This window comes from Ignatzschineria rhizosphaerae (assembly GCF_022655595.1).
GTDB classification, from domain to species: Bacteria; Pseudomonadota; Gammaproteobacteria; order Cardiobacteriales; family Wohlfahrtiimonadaceae; genus Ignatzschineria; species Ignatzschineria rhizosphaerae.
Genome location: NZ_CP093379.1, coordinates 215,336 through 236,627 on the forward strand (window position 1 = coordinate 215,336; position 21,292 = coordinate 236,627).

20 protein-coding genes are annotated in these 21,292 nt (G+C 38.7%); 10 read left to right on the plus strand and 10 right to left on the minus strand.

Annotated elements, in window-relative coordinates:
• Window positions 1-2: 2 nt before the first annotated feature.
• The gene (gene accD, locus MMG00_RS00925; RefSeq protein ID WP_242150101.1) at window positions 3-872 is read right to left on the minus strand and encodes an acetyl-CoA carboxylase, carboxyltransferase subunit beta; all 870 of its coding nucleotides are present in this window, start codon (window positions 870-872) and stop codon (window positions 3-5) included.
• Between the two features lie 344 nt (window positions 873-1,216).
• Between accD and sufU the strand changes: the two genes are divergently transcribed.
• Both sufU and MMG00_RS00935 read left to right on the plus strand, forming a co-directional pair.
• Window positions 1,217-1,663: a Fe-S cluster assembly sulfur transfer protein SufU gene (sufU, locus tag MMG00_RS00930; protein ID WP_242150104.1), complete on the plus strand. Its 447-nt coding sequence runs from the start codon at window positions 1,217-1,219 to the stop codon at window positions 1,661-1,663.
• 100 nt (window positions 1,664-1,763) lie between these two features.
• Window positions 1,764-2,153, plus strand: coding sequence for an iron-sulfur cluster assembly protein (locus tag MMG00_RS00935; protein WP_242150107.1), 390 nt, complete (start codon window positions 1,764-1,766; stop codon window positions 2,151-2,153).
• A gap of 121 nt (window positions 2,154-2,274) precedes the next feature.
• Here MMG00_RS00935 and MMG00_RS00940 read toward each other — a convergent pair whose 3' ends face one another.
• Window positions 2,275-3,180 (minus strand): hypothetical protein, encoded by a 906-nt coding sequence (locus MMG00_RS00940; protein WP_242150110.1) that lies wholly within the window; start codon window positions 3,178-3,180, stop codon window positions 2,275-2,277.
• 204 nt (window positions 3,181-3,384) lie between these two features.
• Here MMG00_RS00940 and MMG00_RS00945 point away from each other — a divergent pair, with 204 nt between their 5' ends.
• The gene (locus tag MMG00_RS00945; RefSeq protein ID WP_242150112.1) at window positions 3,385-3,918 is read left to right on the plus strand and encodes a hypothetical protein; all 534 of its coding nucleotides are present in this window, start codon (window positions 3,385-3,387) and stop codon (window positions 3,916-3,918) included.
• 11 nt (window positions 3,919-3,929) lie between these two features.
• Entirely contained in the window at window positions 3,930-4,706 is a 777-nt protein-coding gene (locus MMG00_RS00950; RefSeq protein ID WP_242150115.1) for a hypothetical protein, read from the plus strand.
• Window positions 4,707-4,914: 208 nt separating this feature from the next.
• On the opposite strand, the gene MMG00_RS00955 is transcribed toward MMG00_RS00950, so the two are convergent.
• Entirely contained in the window at window positions 4,915-6,072 is a 1,158-nt protein-coding gene (locus MMG00_RS00955) for an alpha/beta hydrolase family protein (RefSeq protein ID WP_242150118.1), read from the minus strand.
• Between the two features lie 241 nt (window positions 6,073-6,313).
• On the opposite strand from MMG00_RS00955, the gene MMG00_RS00960 reads away from it, so the two are divergent.
• On the plus strand, window positions 6,314-7,324 hold the full coding sequence (locus MMG00_RS00960) for a hypothetical protein (protein ID WP_242150122.1): 1,011 nt from the start codon (window positions 6,314-6,316) through the stop codon (window positions 7,322-7,324).
• A 77-nt stretch (window positions 7,325-7,401) separates the two neighbouring features.
• On the opposite strand, the gene uvrA is transcribed toward MMG00_RS00960, so the two are convergent.
• From uvrA to gpmI, 3 genes are all read right to left on the minus strand, one after another.
• Window positions 7,402-10,230 (minus strand): excinuclease ABC subunit UvrA, encoded by a 2,829-nt coding sequence (gene uvrA, locus MMG00_RS00965; RefSeq protein WP_242150125.1) that lies wholly within the window; start codon window positions 10,228-10,230, stop codon window positions 7,402-7,404.
• Between the two features lie 429 nt (window positions 10,231-10,659).
• Window positions 10,660-11,997: a S41 family peptidase gene (locus MMG00_RS00970; RefSeq protein ID WP_242150128.1), complete on the minus strand. Its 1,338-nt coding sequence runs from the start codon at window positions 11,995-11,997 to the stop codon at window positions 10,660-10,662.
• Window positions 11,998-12,481: 484 nt separating this feature from the next.
• On the minus strand, window positions 12,482-14,011 hold the full coding sequence (gene gpmI, locus MMG00_RS00975; protein WP_242150133.1) for a 2,3-bisphosphoglycerate-independent phosphoglycerate mutase: 1,530 nt from the start codon (window positions 14,009-14,011) through the stop codon (window positions 12,482-12,484).
• Window positions 14,012-14,380: 369 nt separating this feature from the next.
• Here gpmI and tatA point away from each other — a divergent pair, with 369 nt between their 5' ends.
• From tatA to cmoB, 4 genes are all read left to right on the plus strand, one after another.
• Window positions 14,381-14,623, plus strand: coding sequence for a Sec-independent protein translocase subunit TatA (gene tatA / locus MMG00_RS00980; protein WP_242150136.1), 243 nt, complete (start codon window positions 14,381-14,383; stop codon window positions 14,621-14,623).
• 64 nt (window positions 14,624-14,687) lie between these two features.
• Entirely contained in the window at window positions 14,688-15,431 is a 744-nt protein-coding gene (gene tatB / locus MMG00_RS00985) for a Sec-independent protein translocase protein TatB (protein WP_242150139.1), read from the plus strand.
• Between the two features lie 84 nt (window positions 15,432-15,515).
• Window positions 15,516-16,286 carry a carboxy-S-adenosyl-L-methionine synthase CmoA gene (gene cmoA / locus MMG00_RS00990; protein ID WP_270049324.1) on the plus strand — a complete coding sequence of 257 codons (771 nt, stop codon included), beginning with the start codon at window positions 15,516-15,518 and terminating at the stop codon, window positions 16,284-16,286.
• 34 nt (window positions 16,287-16,320) lie between these two features.
• Entirely contained in the window at window positions 16,321-17,274 is a 954-nt protein-coding gene (gene cmoB / locus MMG00_RS00995; protein WP_242153202.1) for a tRNA 5-methoxyuridine(34)/uridine 5-oxyacetic acid(34) synthase CmoB, read from the plus strand.
• 246 nt (window positions 17,275-17,520) lie between these two features.
• On the opposite strand, the gene MMG00_RS01000 is transcribed toward cmoB, so the two are convergent.
• From MMG00_RS01000 to MMG00_RS01010, 3 genes are all read right to left on the minus strand, one after another.
• The gene (locus MMG00_RS01000; RefSeq protein WP_242150142.1) at window positions 17,521-18,021 is read right to left on the minus strand and encodes a hypothetical protein; all 501 of its coding nucleotides are present in this window, start codon (window positions 18,019-18,021) and stop codon (window positions 17,521-17,523) included.
• A gap of 131 nt (window positions 18,022-18,152) precedes the next feature.
• The gene (locus tag MMG00_RS01005) at window positions 18,153-18,944 is read right to left on the minus strand and encodes a ceramidase domain-containing protein (protein WP_242150146.1); all 792 of its coding nucleotides are present in this window, start codon (window positions 18,942-18,944) and stop codon (window positions 18,153-18,155) included.
• The gene (locus MMG00_RS01010; protein WP_242150148.1) at window positions 18,944-19,123 is read right to left on the minus strand and encodes a hypothetical protein; all 180 of its coding nucleotides are present in this window, start codon (window positions 19,121-19,123) and stop codon (window positions 18,944-18,946) included. The genes MMG00_RS01005 and MMG00_RS01010 overlap by 1 nt, the downstream gene beginning before the upstream one ends.
• 275 nt (window positions 19,124-19,398) lie before the next feature.
• Here MMG00_RS01010 and MMG00_RS01015 point away from each other — a divergent pair, with 275 nt between their 5' ends.
• The gene (locus MMG00_RS01015; RefSeq protein WP_242150151.1) at window positions 19,399-20,061 is read left to right on the plus strand and encodes a hypothetical protein; all 663 of its coding nucleotides are present in this window, start codon (window positions 19,399-19,401) and stop codon (window positions 20,059-20,061) included.
• On the opposite strand, the gene tet is transcribed toward MMG00_RS01015, so the two are convergent.
• Entirely contained in the window at window positions 20,045-21,277 is a 1,233-nt protein-coding gene (gene tet, locus MMG00_RS01020; protein WP_242150154.1) for a Tet(A)/Tet(B)/Tet(C) family tetracycline efflux MFS transporter, read from the minus strand. The genes MMG00_RS01015 and tet overlap by 17 nt on opposite strands.
• Between the last annotated feature and the right edge of the window lie 15 nt (window positions 21,278-21,292).

A 21,292-nucleotide genomic window follows, 5' to 3' on the forward strand; every position in this document is an offset into this window, starting at 1 on the left:
GGTTAGCAAACCTCATCTAAAGGTTGACCTTGGTGCGTTAATTTTGCAAGTAAGCTTGCAATTTCGTTACGCAGATGACGGCGATCAACGATCATATCAATAGCCCCTTTTTCAAGGAGGAACTCTGAGCGTTGGAAGCCTTCTGGCAGTTTTTCACGAACCGTTTGCTCAATAACACGCGGACCTGCAAAACCAATTAAAGCATGAGGCTCGGCAATATTAATGTCCCCAAGCATTGCTAAACTGGCAGAAACACCACCAAATGTAGGGTCGGTTAAGACAGAGATAAAAGGAATGCCTTTTTCATTAAGTTTAGCGATTCCTGCAGATGTTTTTGCCATTTGCATGAGTGAGGTTAAACCTTCTTGCATTCTAGCGCCGCCACTTGTCATAAAGGCTACAAGCGGGCAGTTATTTTCTAAACTATAATTCACCGCACGGATAAATCGCTCACCGGCAACAGACCCCATTGAACCACCCATGAAGTTGAAGTTAAACGACGTTGCGGAGATCTCCATGCCTTTGAGTGTTCCATGCATAGCGATCAGGGTTTCCGTCTCTCCTGTTGATTTTTGTGCATCTGTTAAGCGATCACGGTAGCGACGACTATCACGGAAGTTAAGAAAATCGACAGATTCAATATCTTGGCCCATTTCTACAGCTGAGTTTTCATCTAAGAAAGAGATTAAGCGTGTGCGAGCATCGATTCGCATATGCGCATCACATTTTGGGCAAACTTGTAGGTTTGCAGCAAGTTCTTGTTGATAGAGAATGGCATCACAAGAACGGCATTTAGCCCATACACCTTCTGGAACTGAGTTACCCTTTTTTTGGGTACGGATCATTGGAATTATACGTTCAAACCAGTTCATTCAGTAACCATCCTTTTTGTTTATTCTGATATAACATTCGTTGTTTATGAAATTTTTAGGTAAATTTCGTTGAGATATTCCGAATTTAATAGTCGATTTTCTCATAAAACAGAAAAATAGCCAATGGTGAATTTTTTATGAGAACAAGTGTGCGGATAAAAAAGACAGAAATGATCCTTAAAATTGATAGGAAACTCAATGAGAAGCATGCATTGTACAAGAAGAATATAGGATCAATGTGTTACTAGATTTTTTGAATCGATAGAATCAATACTCGTAAAGAAGCAGATGATCCGTTATAATCAGTACGAATTTAGTGCTATTTAAGGTTGGTAAATATTATCATGAGTTTTGATATCAGAGAGCTCTATCAAGAGATGATCTTAGATCATAATAGAAATCCTCGTAATTTTCGTGTGATTGATCCATGCACTCATCATGCAGAAGGGTATAACCCGTTGTGTGGTGATCAGATCGAGGTTTATGTCAATATTGAAGATGGGATTATTACAGATGTCTCTTTTCAAGGTGATGGTTGCGCGATCTCGACAGCTTCAAGCTCAATGATGACAGATGCTATTAAAGGTAAAACGGTGGAAGAGGCAGATGCGCTCTTTAAGCTTTTTCATGATGCCGTGATGCTTGATGGTGAAGATAGCGATGGTTTAGGGAAGCTTCGAGTTTTAACTGGTGTTAGGGAATATCCCGCGCGCGTTAAGTGTGCAACACTTGCATGGCATGCTATGCACTCAGCTATTCATGAAAAAGATGAAGTTGCCAAGACTGAGTAAGCCGATAAGTAATATAAATAATCAAGAATAAAGAGACATGCGATAGAATACTGCGTGTTTCAATCAGCATTAGCTACAGATTTGAAGGATAGAATCAAAGATGGATATTAATCGTGATGAGCCAAACTTTCCGCAAATTCTCTTTGCCGAAGGTGTTGCGCCCAATGAAGAGTCAGAAGAGTTAGTAGAACGTATCATTGATGCCGTGAAAAAGGTCTACGACCCAGAGATCCCCGTAGATATTTATGAACTTGGACTAATTTACGCCATTGAGTTTTTAGAACTAACGGAAAACAATATCCGTGTGCGTATTGATATGACATTAACGGCGCCGGGTTGCCCTGTTGCTGGGGAGATGCCGAGCTGGGTTTCTAATGCAGTTTACTCAATTCCTGAAATTAAAGAGTGCGTTGTTGATCTTGTGTGGGAACCATTTTGGACGCCGCAACGGATGTCACTTCGTGCAAAGCTAGAGTTAAATATGCTCTAAGCTTAACAACATCTCATTAGAGGTTTTTAAGCTAAAATTTAAATTGAATATTAAAGCCCGATGCAGAGATGTTTCGGGCTTTTTGTTGCGTGATTAAGCGTAGGAAAGTTACTAGCGGGGCTTATTGCCAGTGATTATTGGGTTTTTGCGAGTTTACTAAAAAGTAGTTCGTGACTTTTATAGTGGCAAAGCAAATGATGATGATGGCAATAATGGGAACACTAAATAAGAGAAGAATTAAGGCGCCAATACTCGCGTGATCTGCAAGCATAATAACCGATTCACCAATGATAGAGACTAGCAGAGTCAGTAGAGCGAGAGTGATGCCGGCATAAAATGTGGCTGGAATATTGAAATAGGTTGGGCGAATTTTTTTTGAAAGCATTAAAAGAAATAACATAATCGTTACGGGTAATTTTAACCAAAACTCCACTTGAAACTCTGCCATCAAGGAGTAGTTTTCTTTAAAGAGCATTAATAGAGGGTAAAGTAGCCAAAGGGTATAATTAAAAAAAGCCATCGTTCCAAAAAGATTGGCAATTTTCCATCTCTTCTCATCTTTAGAATATGTTTCCTTGTAGAGATCTAAATAATTTCGAGCTCCATAGAGTATTAGCATTAAAGGTAAGAGAAAGAAGAGAAGATTTGTCATTCTTGCGATGACATTAAATACTTTAAAATAGCTTTCTCCATGAAATAGACTCGCAAAAGCAGGTCCAACCCCTAAGTGACCCATGAGTATTTTAAAAAGATTTACGATGATAATAGTGAGAATAATGATAAGGATATTTCGTTTCGTTACAAGCTGGAGCTTAAGCACTGAGAATAGGGGGATGAAAAGTAAAAACATCATCAGTGTTGGGATGAGATTGACTGCTAAGGGAATCGATAAGCTCATCCAAAATGGCTCAAGATAGGGATCAATATGCATTAGTTTGGTAGATATTCGAACACTATTTATAAAGTTGCTAATGCCATAAGTCATCGCGGCTATAAATGGCAAGCAGTAAAGTGAGAATTTTGGCATAAAGACCTCTATTAAAGATATAGCTAATGGTGATAGGGGGAGATGTTGCCCATCAGATAGAGATTACAAAGTTGTGATCTATCTTTTAATAGTATGCCTTTAAATTGTAATAATTATTGATTTTATCAATAAAATAGATATTTATAGTGATATTTAATAAAAACAAGGTAATATTTAAGCCCAATATTTAACGGGGATATTAATATGATAAAGCGCGCATTGTTGGGAATAATGACCACTTTTTTACTCTTAGTTGGGTTATTAATGGTCTTTATTATGGATTGGCGTAAGCCGGAAGATATTTTATATAAAAGCTTTATGATTCCTATCGCTGCAAGTGATATGCGCTGCGCGATGTATCTTAATGATGAGTATAAAATTGTAGATACTCAAAACTATGACCCCGCCCCTTATCTGATGTCCTTTTTACAACCTATTCGTGAAACAGAGATTTTTACAAAGCGGGATCATGAAATAGAGGTTGTTGCTTGGCCGTTACCGAATCCTCGAGGGAAGCAGGAAAGGGCTTATTGTCGTATAACGTTGACCGGATCGATTGATAATGAGCTTGAAAATCTCTTTAGCCGTAAATTACATTTTGAGATTGGATTTGATGAGCAAGGTGAAGTGGTGATTAAAGGCGCTGATAAAGAAACTGCCACCATAGATATTAAGCGTAATGAAGATGGGTCGGTTCGTTATATCAGCATTATCCAAGCTTATCCTATTAATTATTAAGGGGAGTTTATATGACATCTCAATCAAGTCAGCCTACTATTATTGCTCCTGTTGGGCGACAGGTTTTATACTTTATTTTAATTGCGTTAGTGAGTTATATGGGGATTGATGCCTTTGATCTCTCTTTATCGAATATTTTGGCTTATGATGTTTCACTCTCACGCATTAGCTTAAGTTATTTCGCCGTGATAGTTTTGGTATTGATCATTTTCTGGGGAAGTTTGGAGCGTTATTATGAGACGCAGAAAGCCTTAATAACGGTATTCGTAGGATTAGTTCTTTCGGCAATTATTTTATTTTATCTAAATGAAGAGATCTATCAGTTTCGCCGTGATTTCGATACTTCAAGTGCTTTTTTTATAATCCTTCATGGTTTTATGACGTTATTTCTCTATGGTGCGATTATCCTCTTTGTAATGGCTTATTTCCCAGGTAGTCAGGATAAAAAAAGAGGTTTGATTGCTTGCATGTTATCTCCCTGCATTACGTTATTATTGCATGTGATAATAATGCTAACTTTCGTGAAAATAATTATCATGTTAGATATTAATCTTATTAGCTGGCCTTTGTGGTTTGCGTGTTTTATTTTCTCTTTTTCCGTGTTATGTAGCAGCCATATTATGATGTTGATAACGCATTGGACTTCTAATAGACCTACGGTTTATAAAGCTGTTTTAGTTATCGGAGCATTATTGAGCGTTGCGCTATTGATCTATATGAATATGGCGCTTGTATTTGAGAATTATGTGGTGATGCTCTATTTCGACTATCCAGATTTTATTCGTTAATAGCTGATAGGAGTGCAAAAACGATTTTAGGATACCTCGTTCTATCGCGATGTGGCTTTAAGATAGTCGATTTGGTTTAAGAGATATAATCTTAAAAGTAAAGCAACACAGTATGCTTTAAATTCACTTGCATGGTGTCGGATAAAACCTTCTTATCTGCGATGCGCCGGTAATCTAATTTGGTCACTTTTAAACCGATTTCACTATATTAGTTTGCCGGCATATGTTGCTGAATAAAACGGATAAGTGCGCTATTTTCCCAAATAATCGCCTGCGTGTGTGAGGCATCTGGAACGAGTATTAAAGAGACCTCTTTTGATCCTAGCATTTTAAGATCTTCAGCGAGCTTTTCTGTGGCGATAGAAGGGACGTTAGTATCTTTTTCTCCCTGTATGAGGAGTATAGGCTTATCGAGTTTTTTAGTGCCTGGCTGGCTATTTGCAAAAAACTCTACTAAAACGGGATCATTTTTAAAAGAATCATCATTGATTCCTGGATAATCCATCAGCTGGGCACTTGGATTAGATTGTAAAAATTGGATGATATCTGCTGTAAATAGATCCCGTAAAGCTGCTAAGCAAAGTCCATCTTCTCCATTACTTCCGGCTGCTTTTTTTGCAATATGTTGTATTTTAGGTTGAAAAAGTTGCAGATAATTATAATGTGGATGAATCGCCGTAATACCCACTCCCATAAAAGCGACATATGACAAAATAGTGGCAAAAGAGTGAATAGAATTACGCTCATTAAGGGGAATATCAGATTTTTGCTCAGAGAGATAAAGCTGGGTAAATATTCTAGGCAACACATCTTCGCCGATCATTTGTAGGTTAGAGGCAGGTGCGCCGGCAATAGCGCCTTTAAAATAGGGATCATTATTGGCATATTGCGCTGTTCCTAGAGAGGCTTGTCCTCCTTGAGATTGTCCTATAACCATCCATTCTCCTTGAAAATCTTGAGGAAAAGCTGTTTTAATAGAATTAATCGCATAAATTGCCGATAGCGCTTCGCTCTTTAAGTTTAAGTAAGGATGGATTCCAGGAGAACCAAGGCCTTCATAGTCAGGTGCAATAATGACATAGCCCTTCGCGAGGATTGATTGCGCTGTTAACTTAAAGTGTTTATTAAGAGGGTTTTTACTAGGAGCGCAGCGATCACTAACCCCAACGGTTCCATGCATCCAAACGATCACTCTCCAGCCATCTTTTGGTTTAGGTGTTTTAGGATAAAAAACCAATGCCGTTGTATCTTGCATGATTCCTGATATATAAGGCATTTGATAGGAGAGTATCTCGATCTTTTGACACTCATCTAGGTGATCAAGAATATAAGGCTTTTGAGAGATTGTTGCACTTGAGTCTATCATTTAACAACTCCTAATTATAGATTTGATATATGTTAAGATTATTTTAATATCATTATCTATAATAAAGTCAGTTTAAAGGAGATAACAGTTAAGTTTAGAATGAAGATATAAATAGTAATATGGTTTATTGATTAGGGGTTTCATCAAGCATTGTTTGGAAGAGTTAGATAGTACGGAATATAAACTCAAAATAACTTTTATGTTGAAACAAATACATTAATTTCTAAAATTAAGAGGGTGTATGGATATTCGATTTGGAGTTATTGAAAAATATTTTCTTGATAGAGGGTTTGGTTTTGTAAAATGTATATTGCCAGAGTTGCGTTCAGAGGGTCTCTTTTTTCATATATCGACTATAATTAAAACTGATCCTGAATTAGTCAAATCAATAGAAAGAAATAGTTTTTCAGATGTGTTTTTTTGGTTTGAAGTTGAAAAAAGTTCTAAAGGATATCGTTTAAAAGGAGTAATTAATGCTGACAGGGTAAGTAAGATGATCAAGGCAAAAGAGAAAGGGGTTATTGTTCAGAAACTGAATGAATTATGGGATGATTCTATTGTTGGGAAGAGTCCTAGTTGGTTGTATTTTGTTACAAAGGTAATCCAAGGAGAAGATGTAGCCGAGAGTAATTTACTTTATTTAACAGAACAGCAAGAAAAAATTAGACTTGAAGCCCAAAGAAAAGAAGAGAAAGAAAAATCTGTTTTAAAAGAAAGGCTCTTAAAGTTAGTTAGTACAGAGGATTTTAATGATGAAGAGATATTAGAGATGTTAGATTCGTTGAATTACTCAAAAGATGTTGATTGGATTATAGAGGATAAAAAAAGAGATCAGCGATTAAGAAAGGAGTTACTTACATTAGTAGACAACTCTATTATTAAATATAGTTCTGATGAGATTAATGAAATGTTGTTTGAATTGCAAGGTGCAAACGAGTGGCTACAATCAACAACACCTGTTGATATAATTAGTGAAAAAGAGTTTGAATATTTAGTTAAAGAAGTATCAAAACAGGGTTTCACTAGGAGTAAACAGGTTAGTGATTACATTATCAATAATAGACTTGGATATAAATATCCTCACATTTCGGGTTATGTAATTATGAGTAGAGGAGAAGAGCAATGGAGTTTTAAGGGCGGATTCCCTTCAAATATATATGGTCGTCTTTGTCGAAAACTTGGATTGTCCAATGAGAATTCTAATGCAAGGGCTGTAGGCTTTTTCTCATTTAAAGAGACAGGTAAATATTAATATTTTTTTTATAAAGCCTAGCAGTCATCATACTAGGCTTTATAAAAATATTTAACTAATATTGTTAATTACTAAGACTACTTCTTCTCTAAAAGCGGTTTAAGATATTTCCCCGTATAGCTCTCTTTGCATTTTGTGATCTCTTCTGGCGTACCGGCAAAGATAATATTGCCGCCTCTAGCGCCACCTTCAGGGCCGATATCAATGAGCCAGTCGGCAGTTTTAATTACATCTAAGTTATGCTCGATGATGATAACGGTATTGCCTTTATCTCGAAGCGTATGAATGACTTGAAGTAGTTGGGCAATATCGTGAAAGTGAAGCCCTGTAGTGGGTTCATCAAGGATATAGACTGTTTTACCCGTATCACGTTTTGAAAGCTCGCGAGAGAGTTTTACACGCTGCGCCTCTCCGCCTGAAAGGGTTGTCGCATTTTGCCCAAGCGTAATATAGCTTAATCCTACTTCCATGAGAGTTTCTAAGCGGCGATGGACCACAGGAATGGCATCAAAAAATTGATAAGCTTCCTCTACGGTCATATTAAGGACATCATTAATTGATTTTCCTTTATAGAGGATATCGAGCGTTTCTCGGTTATAGCGCTTTCCTTGGCACTCATCGCACATGACGTAAACATCAGGCAAGAAGTGCATCTCAACTTTGATTAAGCCATCCCCTTGGCAGTTTTCACAACGGCCACCTTTCACGTTGAAGCTAAAGCGTCCGGGTTGATAGCCGCGAGCTCTTGCTTCTGGCGTATTGGCAAAAATTTCTCGAATGGGTGTAAAGAGCCCTGTATAAGTAGCAGGGTTAGAGCGAGGAGTTCTTCCAATCGGGCTTTGATCGATATTGACGATTTTATCAATAAGATCTAAGCCTTCAATTTTCTTGTAAGGCGCAACTTCAATGCTATTGTTTTTGTTAAGAATACGCGCAATAGAGCTATAAAGCGTATCATTAACGAGCGTTGATTTTCCAGAACCTGAAACGCCGGTAACGCAGGTTAATAAGCCTAATGGGAATGATGCGGTAATATCTTTAAGGTTATTGCCAGAAGCGCCGATGAGTTTAATCTGCTGTTTAGGATCATTTTTTGTACGCTCTTTAGGAACTTCAATTTTTTTACGACCAGAGAGATAATCTGCCGTAAGAGAATCTTTATTTTTCATCACCTCTTTAGGTGTTCCTGCTGCTACGATATTCCCGCCATGAACGCCGGCGCCAGGGCCAATATCGACAATATAGTCAGATGATAAAATCGCATCTTCATCATGTTCAACCACAATCACTGTATTACCAAGATCACGTAGATGAAACAGGGTTTGTAGTAAGCGATCATTATCTCGCTGATGAAGTCCTATGGAAGGCTCATCAAGTACATATAAAACGCCCATTAATCCTGCGCCAATTTGAGATGCAAGACGAATACGTTGTGCTTCACCGCCGGAGAGTGTTTCAGCTGAGCGAGAGAGATTCAGGTAATCAAGCCCCACATTGACAAGAAAGCCTAGGCGCTCTTGAATTTCTTTAAAGATCTTATCTGCAATCTCTTGTTTGGCACCTTTAAGGATCACGTTTTGCGACCAATCAAGCGCATCACTAATGGGGAGTGCGGTAATTTGATGAATGGCTTTACCTTCAATGAGGACATTTTTAGCCGCAACGCCTAAACGGCTACCTTCACAATCAGGACAAGAACGCATCGCAAGAAAGCGAGTTAAGCTTTCTCGAACTATTTGAGAGTCTGTTTCACGGTAACGGCGCTCAAGATTATTTAAGATCCCTTCAAAGGGATGGATACGGATCGATTTTTGACCGCGATTACTCAAGTAATGGAACTCGATCTCTTCTTCTCCTGATCCATAAAGAAGGATCTTTTGAATTTTTTTTGGGAGTTTTTCAAATGGCGTATCTGGATCAAATCCATAATGTTTACCAAGTGATTCGATCATAGAGAAGTAGTAGCTTGAATTTCGGTCCCAGCCACGAATCGCACCATTAGAAAGCGGTAGTGAAGGTTCTGCAACAACTCTTTCTGGATCGAAGTATTGATTTACTCCAAGACCATCACAACTAGGGCAAGCGCCTTCAGGGTTATTAAAAGAGAAGAGACGAGGCTCTAACTCTGCAATGGTAAATCCGCATTCTGGGCAGGCATAGTTTGCCGAAAATTGTAATAGCGTCTCTTCACTTTTCATATCGACGATCGCCGCTAATCCGTTAGAGAGATCTAGCGCTGTCTCAAGTGACTCAGAGAGACGAACGCGGATATCTTCCCGAACTCTAAAGCGATCAACCACGACATCGATATCATGGTGCTGTTTGGCATTAATTTCTGGTAGCTCATCAATTTCGTAAGTTGTGCCATCAATACGAACACGTAAGAAGCCTTTTGCTTTGAGTTCTTCAAAGAGCTTAAGGTGTTCGCCTTTACGATTACGCACGATCGGAGAGATGAGCATTAAGCGAAGCTCATCTGATAAACCCATCGTCATATCGACCATTTGTGGGATTGTTTGCGCATTAAGTGGTAGATGATGTGTTGGGCAATGAGGCGTACCAATGCGAGCAAAGAGAAGGCGAAGATAATCGTAGATCTCAGTGACCGTACCAACGGTTGATCTTGGGTTATGCGAGGTTGATTTTTGTTCAATCGAGATTGCCGGTGAGAGACCTGAAATATGGTCTACATCAGGTTTTCCCATCACAGAAAGGAATTGTCTTGCATAAGAAGAGAGAGACTCAACATAGCGGCGCTGACCTTCAGCGTAGAGCGTATCGAATGCTAAAGAGGATTTTCCTGAACCTGAAAGACCTGTAATCACTACCAGCTTATTGCGGGGAAGTGAGAGACTGATATCTTTGAGATTGTGCGTACGAGCACCTTGAATTGTAATATCTTCCATAATACCTTCATAAAGGAGCGGGAGGCTCCTTGTCATTAGATTTGTTTTTTGCCATAGCATAATATTGGGGCAAATAGGGGGAAATCAAGCTCCACTTGAAAATATCTTATTGTTTTCATAAGGCTTGATTTACGAAGTCGCGCAAGTAACCTACCGTTTTTTATTATCACTTCAAGAGGTTTTTTCCTAGAATGATGATAAAACTTACCTACAATCTGCCCATAAAAAGCAAGGAGTCGCAGATAATTTGCGGTAATTTTAATAGTATCTTTGGTTTAAAAGGACTATCCTGCGGCGGGAATGCTTGCTTCCTATAGTAAAATTAGTTTAATAGTGATTGATTAAATCAGTTTGCCGGCTTCCTTGATAAGAGGCGCAAGAATCGTAGTATTTTGGCATCGTACAAGCTGATTTGATATATACACTGTACTATTTTACGATATTGCTCGAGTAGCTGATCGCTTTTAGGATATTGAGCGCTTCATAGAGCGGGAAATCCCCTTGTTCAATCAGGTCAGCAAAGTTTGCCGGCATTCGAGATTGATTATTAGGATCATTACTATTTTCTAAATGGCCGATATTATCCACTTCACGAGAAGTTTCTTGGGTGTTAATTTTAGCACTGATATTGGGCAGTATCACATCGGGAGTGATGCCATAGTTTTGGATGGAGTTTCCATTAGGGGTGTAATAGCGGGCAGATGTATAGCGAATAGCATCTCCATTTTTAAGTGGTTGAATACTTTGAATGGAGCCTTTGCCGTAACTTCTCTCACCAACAATAAGTGCCCGTGAATGATCTTGGAGTGCACCAGCTACGATCTCAGAGCCAGAAGCAGACTGTGAATTGATAAGGATAATAAGCGGAATATCTGTAATGATATCGCCCTTTTTGGCTTCATAACGATCTTTAAAGCGTTCTGATTGTCCTGAAGTATAGGTAATTAATCCTTCATCAAGAAAAAGGTCCGCAACAGCGATAGCCGCAGTGAGTAATCCTCCTCGGTTATCTCGTAGATCGAGAATAACGCCATGAATTTCAGAATTTTCTGTTTTAGCTTCTACTTCAAGTGCCATCAGTGCGTTAACGAGCTCTTCATCGCTTTTTTGTTGGAAGCGACCTAGCTTAAAATAAGCAAATTCATGATTGTAGAGCTGCGCATTTGAAAGGCTTGGAGTATGAATGTTTTGGCGCTTTAAGGTGTAATCAAAGGTTTCACCTTCTCGTAAAATGGTGAGTGTGATGTTGGTGTCAACTTTTCCTTGAAGCGTATTCTCGTACTCTTTAGGATTGATCATTGAAACATCTTCGTTATTAATTTTCGTGATCTGATCTTTCACTTTTAATTGCGCTTTAAAAGCAGGGCTATTATCGAAGACTTTTTCGATAATGAGTACTTGATGATTCGCATCTAAGCGAGTTTCAATCCCAATGCCGGCAAAGGAGCCTGATGTTTGGTTTTGAATACGCTGATACTCCTCTTTGGGATAATATTTTGAGTGAGGATCTAGCGCAAGCATGCCTTTTATTGCATTTTGAATGAGCTCTTTATCGCTAATTGGATCGACATAATTATTTTTAAGCTGTTCAAAAATATCACTAAATAGACGTAGCTCATCGATAGGCATCTTACTAGGCTCAGGTTTTGAAATGAGCTCAATATTTTGTTGTTCAATTATAATGTCGGTCGTTTCTTTAGCGATTAAAGGTGCGCTAAGCGTGCTTAAAATCCAGAAGAAGAGAAGGGGGAGCATCTGTTTTTTCATAAAGACCTTATCTAAAATGAGCCGATCAAACCTTGAAATTGCCTCAGTTATTAAGAGGAAGCTATCTGCGCTTGTGATGTGAATCTATTTTATAGTGAAATAAGATTAAGAAAAGCCTTTGATTTAAATTGCGGGTTCGAGATCGTAAAATCGATTTAAGAAACCCTAGTTTTAAATAGCTGGCACGGGATTTTAGAAAGAACATAAAACATTCCCTCCAGCCTTACATAAATCTATAAAGGTACGTATTAAACGGTGTTTGCAAGATATCGGATAGGGCGATGCTTGTATTTCTCATAATCGATGCGCCGGCAATGTGATTTAGTGACTTTTAAACTGATTTCACAATAAGAAGCAGGCAAGCATTCCTTCACGCCGCAAAATGGCCCCTTTAAACTAAAGATATGACCATAAAAAATCAGCAAAGGATAGATCCTTCGCTGATTTTTGAGGGGGTATTTCCATAATTGGCGATGTAAATCTATTATTGGAAATGAATGAGATTTTTACCAGTCATCTCTTTTGGCTGCGTTACCCCTAAAAGATAGAGAATTGTTGGTGCTAAGTCACAAAGTGCACCATCAGGCTCTAAGGTTGCGCGTTTACCTACGTAGATGAGTGGAACGGGTGTTGTCGTATGCGCTGTATGAGGTTGATTAGTTTTATCATCCCATGTTTTTTCCGCATTTCCATGATCAGCGGTGACGAGCATCTCACCACCTACTTTTTTGACCGCGTCATAAACTTTGCCAAGACCTGTATCTACCGCTTCAATTGCTTTAACAATTGCTTCAAAAACGCCGGTATGACCAACCATATCCGGATTTGCATAGTTACAGATAATGACATCAAATTTCTCAGACTCTACCGCTTCAACAAGTTTCGCAGTTACTTCTGGTGCGCTCATCTCTGGTTGAAGGTCATAGGTTGCAACTTTAGGAGAGTTTACTAAAATACGCTCCTCGCCTTCAAAGACTTTTTCACGGCCACCATTAAAGAAGAAGGTGACGTGAGGATATTTTTCAGTCTCGGCAATACGAAGCTGTGTTAAACCTTCATTAGCCAGAACTTCGCCAAGGCCATTGTTGAGCTCAAGTGGTGGATAGGCAATCTCCGTTGGAAGATCTGCTTTATATTGTGTCAATGAGACAAAATGGGAGAGTTTAGGCAGGTGTTTTGGTTTAAAGCCTTCAAAATCAGCCTGAACAAATGGATAGCTAATTTCACGAGCACGGTCAGCACGAAAGTTCATAAAGATTACCGCATCACCATCATTGATTTTTACTGACTCCCCAATAACGGTTGCTTTGACAAATTCATCATTTTCGCCACGGGCATAAGCATTTTCTAATCCTTGAAGAGCGGTATCCGCTTGATATTGACCTAAACCTTGGCTCACAAGATCATAAGCTTGCTCCACACGTTCCCAGCGATTATCACGATCCATCGCAAAATAACGACCAATCATTGTTGCTAAGCGTCCTTTGCCTAGTTTAGCAAAGAGTGCATCAGCCTTTTCCAAAGAGGGTTTTGCTGATTGTGGTGGCATATCACGTCCATCTAAAAATGCATGAAGATAGATTTTTTCTAAGCCTTTACTAGCCGCAAGCTCAATGAGTGCAAAGATATGCTTTTCATCTGAGTGAACGCCGCCGGGGGAGAGAAGTCCAAAGACATGAAGCGCACGATCTGTTTTTAAGAGGTCATCCATGGTGGTATTTAATATTGGATTATTATTAAATTCTCCACTACGAACATCTTTGGTAATGCGGGTAAAATCTTGGTTTACAATGCGACCAGCACCAATATTCATATGCCCAACTTCAGAGTTCCCCATCTGTCCATCAGGTAAACCTACCGCTTCTCCTGAAGTTTTAATGAAGGTCACCGCCCCAGTTTCACGCATATGATCCCAGTTTGGTGTATTTGCTGTTGCAATAGCGTTATTTTCAGTTTCGTTACTAAATCCCCATCCATCGAGGATGCAAAGAACAATCGGTTTAGGTTTTGACATCTCTATTCCTTAGCTAAATAAAAGGCTTAATGACCTTGCTGAATAATCCAGTAGGTCTATTCAATAATAATTCTTATCATTATAGCGAAAAAGTCGAGAGTAGGTCGTAACAATCACTATAAAAAACGGTCATTGTTATTCCTGTAAAGCGCTTTAAAATTGAGGCTGTTGAGGTGAGCTTGTCATAATCGAGGGTTATAACTGATAAGAAAAAACGCTCAAGATTAGGAAATAGTGTGTCATAAAGCAGTTTTAACCGATCATTATTGCAGGTAAAACAAGAAAATTAGGCTACATAAATTCGTGATTTTAGAGTATCATTAAGGGAATTAATTTATATACTCATTCTCAGCTTAAGGAAATGTAATTATGGGTTCATTTAGTATTTGGCATTGGGCAATTCTTTTAGTTGTTGTGCTCTTAGTATTTGGCACGGCAAAATTAAAAAATGCAGGTAAAGATTTAGGCTCCGCAGTAAAAGGCTTTAAGGATGCTGTAAAAGACGGCGAGAAAGAAGCAAAAGGGGAAGCATCATCTCAAAATATTGAGAACAAGAGTGCGGCAAAAGATGAAACAGTTGTTGATGAGCAAAAAAATAGCCGTGTGGAGTAATGATCCTCACAATTTCTCATTATTTCATCAGTGTCATCAACAATTAGGGTAGGAAGGGTGCTTCATGTTTGGAATTAGTAGCACTGAGTTTTTGATTATTCTTGTGATCGCGCTGGTGGTCATTGGGCCGCAAAAACTCCCTGAGATGATTCGTACCGTCGGTAAATTTGTAGGTAAGATTCAGCATTTCACAAGAAGTATTAAGAATGAGCTGACAAATGAGCTTGAGCTTGATGAGATTAAAAAATCTATCGAAGAGTTAAAGCAAAGCTCAGAATTACAAAAGTTAAGAAGCGAGTTAAATAGCGCCAAAACGGATGTTGAGCGATCATTTAATGAGTTTGAGTCTTCTGCTTTAGAGACAAAGTCACAAGTTGAGACTGAGGCTAAAAAATTAGATGCTTATTTAGAGACTTATGATGCACCAGAAAAAGGTTTAGCAGATAAGGTTCGAGCATTAAAACCTTCTGAAAGAGGTGAAATGGATGATGAAGAGTCATTTGATATTGCTTTTGATGAGGCATTTTTAAAGTCTGAAGCAGAATTTATAGATGATCATGCATCACTTGATGATGAGATCATGACTGAAGCGCCAAGAGGTTTTGCCGGCAAAGTTGAAACAGATCCTGATCCGGGTAAAATTATCCGTAGAATTGTGCAGATGCGCCAAGCGGAGATTGCCGCGAGTACGGATGATAAAGTTGCGAAACAATTTGCGTTTTTAGAAGCAAAACAGTCTCGTAAATTATTAGATGATAGTGAGATTAGAAGACGAATGACGGTTCGTCAATTAGAGCTCAATCGTTAAGAGTTGAGGTTTTATAATCTTATTGTATTGAATATATAAAAAGCGTCTCTTTGGAGGCGTTTTTAATTTTAGCAGGGGATATTTGTGAACGATCGTTCAATTCAATATCTTTTTGAGCAATCAGAACCTGATTCGATCTATGCTCAAAAAAGACAATGTGGAAAATTTGCCTTTAACGAAGAAGTGGTAAAGGTGTTTCCAGATATGATTCGTCGCTCAGCTTCAGGCTATACGACGATTGTTGAAAATATTGGAAATCTTGCACCCATTTTTGCCAAAGAAAATAGCTTAATCTATGATTTAGGGAGCTCGCTTGGGGCGGTATCTATGGTGCTAAGAAGCGCTATAAAGACTGCCAATACTTCTATTATCGCTATTGATAATTCTGCGGCCATGGTGGAAAAATCAAGAGAGTATTTAAAAGCCCAAGAGATGATGTTTGAGTCTTTATTACCGATTGAGGTTATTGAGGCTGATATCACTACTTACCCTTATGAGAGAGCATCTCTTTTTGCGATGAATTTTACGCTGCAATTTATTCCTCGAGAAAAGCGTCTAGCTCTTTTAACGAAGATTGCTGATAGCTTATTGCCGGGCGGGGCACTTTTTATGTCAGAGAAGCTTCGTTTTGAAGATGCGCGTGAGCATGAGGTGTTAAATAATCTTCATATGCAGTTTAAGCGCTCGCAAGGTTATTCAGAATTAGAGATCGCCCAAAAGCGGGAATCTTTAGAAGATGTGATGAAGATCGATACCTTTGAAGAGCATAAAGCGCGTTTACTTAAGGCTGGATTTAGCGAAGTTTATCTCTGGTTTCAATGCCTCAATTTCTCCTCTATTTTAGCAATTAAGTAACAAAGTGAGTTTAAGTAAAAACCTTATGGAAAAGATGATTCATTTAGATGCGTTAGTGGCGCATTTTAAAGGGCAGAAGATCGGTAGATTTACGGATCAAGTGCCGGCATTATTAGCAGATACGCTTCGTAAAAAGCATGGTGATAGCCCTCGCTGGGAGCATGCACTGTTAGATCTCCCCGCCTTTACAAATTTAGAAGTAGACCTGAATAATGGCGTAATTTTAAAAGGAGATACTGATGAAACGGCGCTTCATGATGCATTAAAAAGATTGATGCCATGGCGTAAAGGGCCTTTTCAGTTTAGTGAAACATTGGTAGATACAGAGTGGCGCTCTGATTTTAAATGGGATCGGGTAAGTGAACATTTAGATTTAGCGAATAAAAATATCTTAGATGTGGGTTGTGGCAATAGCTATTACGGTTATCGGATGCTTGGAAAAGGCGCAAAAAGCGTGATTGGCGTTGATCCTAACTGGTTATTTCTCTATCAATATCTCTCGGTTCGTCAATATCTTCCACAAGCGCCGATCTGGCAATTGCCCATGACTTTAGAAGAGATGCCAGAAGAGCTAGAATGTTTTGATATGACCTTTTCTATGGGCGTATTTTATCATCGCCGCTCGCCGATTGATCATCTTTATCAATTAAAGGGAACCTTAAAGCCTGGCGGGGAATTAGTATTGGAAACCATCGTCATTGATGGGGATAAAGATACGGTTTTAATGCCGGATGATCGCTATGCACAGATGCGAAATGTCTGGTATCTTCCATCGGTTGCGGCACTTAAACTTTGGCTTGAGCGAGTAGGTTTTGTGGATGTTCGTTGTGTAGATCTGTCAAAAACCAGCATTGATGAACAGCGAACAACAAAGTGGATGGATTATCTTTCATTGCCGGACTTTTTAGATCCGGAAGATGATAATAAAACCATTGAAGGGCATCCTGCTCCTATTCGGGCAGTGATGTTAGCTAGAAAGCCTTGTTAACCTTCTATGAGATAAATGATTAGTAGAGAGACATAAAAACCGCTGAATTTACCAGCGGTTTTTTTTATGGATATCGGTATAGTCGATTTCGTTTAAGAAAAACTATCTTAAAAGCAAAACAGCACAGAGCGTGCATCAAACCTGCTTGCATGATGCCGGATAGAACGGTTTTGCGCTTCTCATCATCGATGCTCGGCAATCTGACTCAGTCGCTTTTAAGCTGATTTTTTTAGGGGGTTATAGAGGTTAACCTGGGAGCATCTGCTCTGTAATTTGTGCTAAAACAGTGAGAAAGTCTCTTAGTAAATAGCTAATGGTAAAGTAGATAATCGCAGTTAAGACCCATGTGATTAGCGCCCCTTTCATTGTGGTAATACCTTTAAATAACCCCATTGCAACCGTTGTGAAAGCCGCTGCATTTAAGAACATAAAGATGTAAAAGGCTATTTGGAAGAATTTAGGTCCCCGAATATCAAAGAGATTATAAACTTCAAAGCGGAGCCAAATAGTCCCAAAGTAGGCAATAGCAATAAAGATTGCGGCAATGATAAAGGAGAGGATCGCAAAGGATCTTAATTGTATGCGCTCTTTGTAAAGCGCTCCTGCGGTAAAGAGCATAAATAGAGCTATAACAGGAACGGGTACTGTAGAAGTTGTTCTTGCAAAAAGAAAGTTAAAGATAAATAGACCAATCCAAGAAATAATGAGTATGGTCATTTGGCTTGGTTTTTTTGCAGATTTTGTCATATTCGTAAAGCTCTTTAGGGTTAGATTCTATGAAACTAAAAATAATTTTTTATCTCTATTGAGTATACCGTAATTTGAGCATAAAGAGCTGATACATATTCTGTTGATAGGAAGTTATCGGCAATGGTTTTCTATTTTTTTAAAATATCATGGTATGAATGGAAAAATGTACGGGGGGAGGGAATAAATAAGATAAGAGCAATGCCTGAAATAATGTGCTTTATAACGTGACCCCCTAATAATTGATGGCTTAGCGCAAAAATCATAGGATCAAGCATCTCACATATTTTCGCGATGGTATAACCAACTAATAGAATCCAGTAAGGACGATCTAATAGGCGATTTTGGGGTTTAAAAATCAAAATGATGGCAATTAATGCAATCGTTGCAAACTGAGTGATCGCATATAAGCGAAGATCCCCTAACTCCATCAACTCCCCAAGATGCCAGTGGAGAACGCTATAGATACTAAATCCTAATAAAAGAAGTAAGGTTGCTTTGCTTTTGCAGGCAGGATAGCGCTCTGCTAGAAAGTTAGCGCTTAATAGCGCAAAGCCAATACTCATGGGCAAGCGATCCCAAAATAGCGTGTGAGTTGAAGGTGAAAGATGATAATAACTTGACCCAAACCCCACGAATATTAAGGCGATAAAGAAGGTTCTCCAGCGAGATTTTGAGAGTGTCACTTTTCGATATTGAACCCGATATAAGCCAATCAATCCCGCTAAGATATAAAAAATATTGGAAGCAACATTCATAAAATTGGGAATCCCCAATATCATTTCATCGCCGGAAAACTGATGATAATGCTCTGGTTGAGAGTAGAGTGGCAATCCCCAGTAAAAAGTGATTAAAAAGAGAATTGCCACGCTGTAAAAGACAATATCAAAAGTGCGTTGCTGTCTTATAAAGCACATTGTCATTAGAAATGTCCTCTTAAAAATTGCGTCATAGTATTAGGGGGTGTTGTGGATATTTGGGCGATGGCATTATTGAAGTTGGGCTCACTATTTTTTTTATGATATTCATGCCAAGCAAACGCCAAAGATAGGCAGCCTAAACTAATAATAATTAAAAACAGATTGATCATTTTCTTTTTCATAGCTCACTCCTTAGTAAAAGTAAGTAATCGTTCGTTAACCTTTAAAGCTATCTTAGGAGGCCTTGCTTTTTTTGTCAAATAAAAAGTTAACGATTGATTACTTTTGTTTTTAAGGATCGGTTGAAAATGGCTATTTAAGAGGGAAGTAAGCATTAAAAGTAGTTATAAAATTTTTGTAAATACCCCAGAAAAGCCTTTTAAAATGAGATAGATCGATAAGGTTGCATAATTAATTGTTAAGATAAGTTGTTGATTTTAAGAAGAGTGAGAGTGATATGAAGCGAGTAATGATAGGATGCTGTTTATTAGGAATGTTTTCTTTGGCGCAATCGAAAGAATTTCAAATTCCGACAGATTTAGCACTTGAGGGAATTGCAGAGCCTATTTATCAAGTGGTGATGAGTAATGAGGCGGTAGGTTTAAAAGATACTCGAATATTTAATGAAGCCGGGTATCTTACAGCGGTACTGCAAGAGTTCGTATATATGCCGACACAAAGCTATGCGATTTATGCGCCTTATGAGGGATCAGAGAGAGCTTTACAGTTTTATGTCAGTGATGAACATGATTTTAAGCAATTACAACGATCTCAGTTAAAGTCGTTAGAAATTGAGAGTATCCCCGGAAAGCAAGAGTGGTTCGATGCGTATAATACGCAAACCTCATACGGCGGCCAAGTCATGATGAAAATTGAATATGGCGCCAATTTTATGCCGATGAAGATGGAAAGTCCTGATATGGATCTAAATTTTATTTATTTAGAGGACCATTCAGATCCCGCGGCGAGTGAGATGGAGAAAGAGAAGATTTATATCTCCGTTTTAAAAAGGGATGCAAAAGGAAATTGGCTTGAAAGAGCTACGATTATGCTCCATCCACTTGATAGATCGGAAAGAATTAAAACGATTGAAAAACGAGAGATTACTTATCGAGATTAACGTTTCTATGAATGTTGTTCATTAAAGTATATTCTTCTTTGCGATTTATTTTTTGATAGAGAAAATAGAGCATCAATAAGAGGCTATAAAGTGATGCTCCGATAATCCAAAGAGTCCCATCCCAAAGAGTGACTGTTTTTGCATAGATAATGGCAAAGAGCGGAGGACCAATAATACCGGTAATATTGGTAAGACTGACGATAATACCTTGAAGTTTTCCTTGATGCTCTTTTGCCGTTTTAACGGAGATTAAACCTTGTAGTGCCGGTAAAGCCATACCGCCGCCGGCTAATAAGACTAAAGCGGGGAGAAGTAACCAAACATTGTTAATAAAGGCCAGTAGTAGAAATGCTGAGGTATCTAGAATAAACCCTAGCACAAATATCGTCTCATTTTTCCAGCGAGTTGCCATATACCCTGCAATAAAGGCTTGGAAGATAATATGCATTAAGCCAAGACCAGCAAGGGATAAACCGATATTAAAGGTGTTCCAGTCAAAACGGTATTCTGTAAATAAAACCCAAATCGTTGCCGGCACTTGCCCGATAAGTTGTACAGTAAAAAATAAGGTTAATAGTAGCAATACAGGCTTGATAATTTGTCTAAAAGGCGTGTTGCTGATATCTGATTGGGGGATTTCCAGTAAATCTTGCTCAGCCTTTTGAGAGGGCGTTTTGGGAAAGCGTAAGATCACCATTATAAGCGCCAGTGCATTTAAGATCGCTGCAGCGGCGAAGGGAAGGTGCGCAGAATATTGACCAATAAATCCTCCAATGGCGGGACCTGCAATTAATCCTGCGCCAAAGGCGGCGCCTAATCTACCAAACCATTTTGTTCTTTCTGCAGCGTTTGTGTGGTCTGCAATCATTGAAGCTGCGATTGCACCAGTAGCTGCAGAAATGCCGGCAACCATTCTTCCTAAGTAGAGCATCCATAAGGCACTGGAAAAGGAGAGTAGCGTATAGTCACAAATAGCCCCTATTAAAGAGAGAATTAAAATTGGTTTTCGACCATATTTATCAGAAAGTTGCCCTAATATTGGCGCAAAAACAACTTGCATCAACGCGTAGAGCGCCAGGATTAAACCATAGTGAGTTGCAATGGAATCTTTAACAGAAAACTCTTCTAAAAGCGTTGGTAAAACAGGCATGATTAAGCCCATACCCGTGGCATCTAAAAAGGTAATTAAGAGTGCGATGGTGATATAGCGATTCATGATTATCAATTCCCC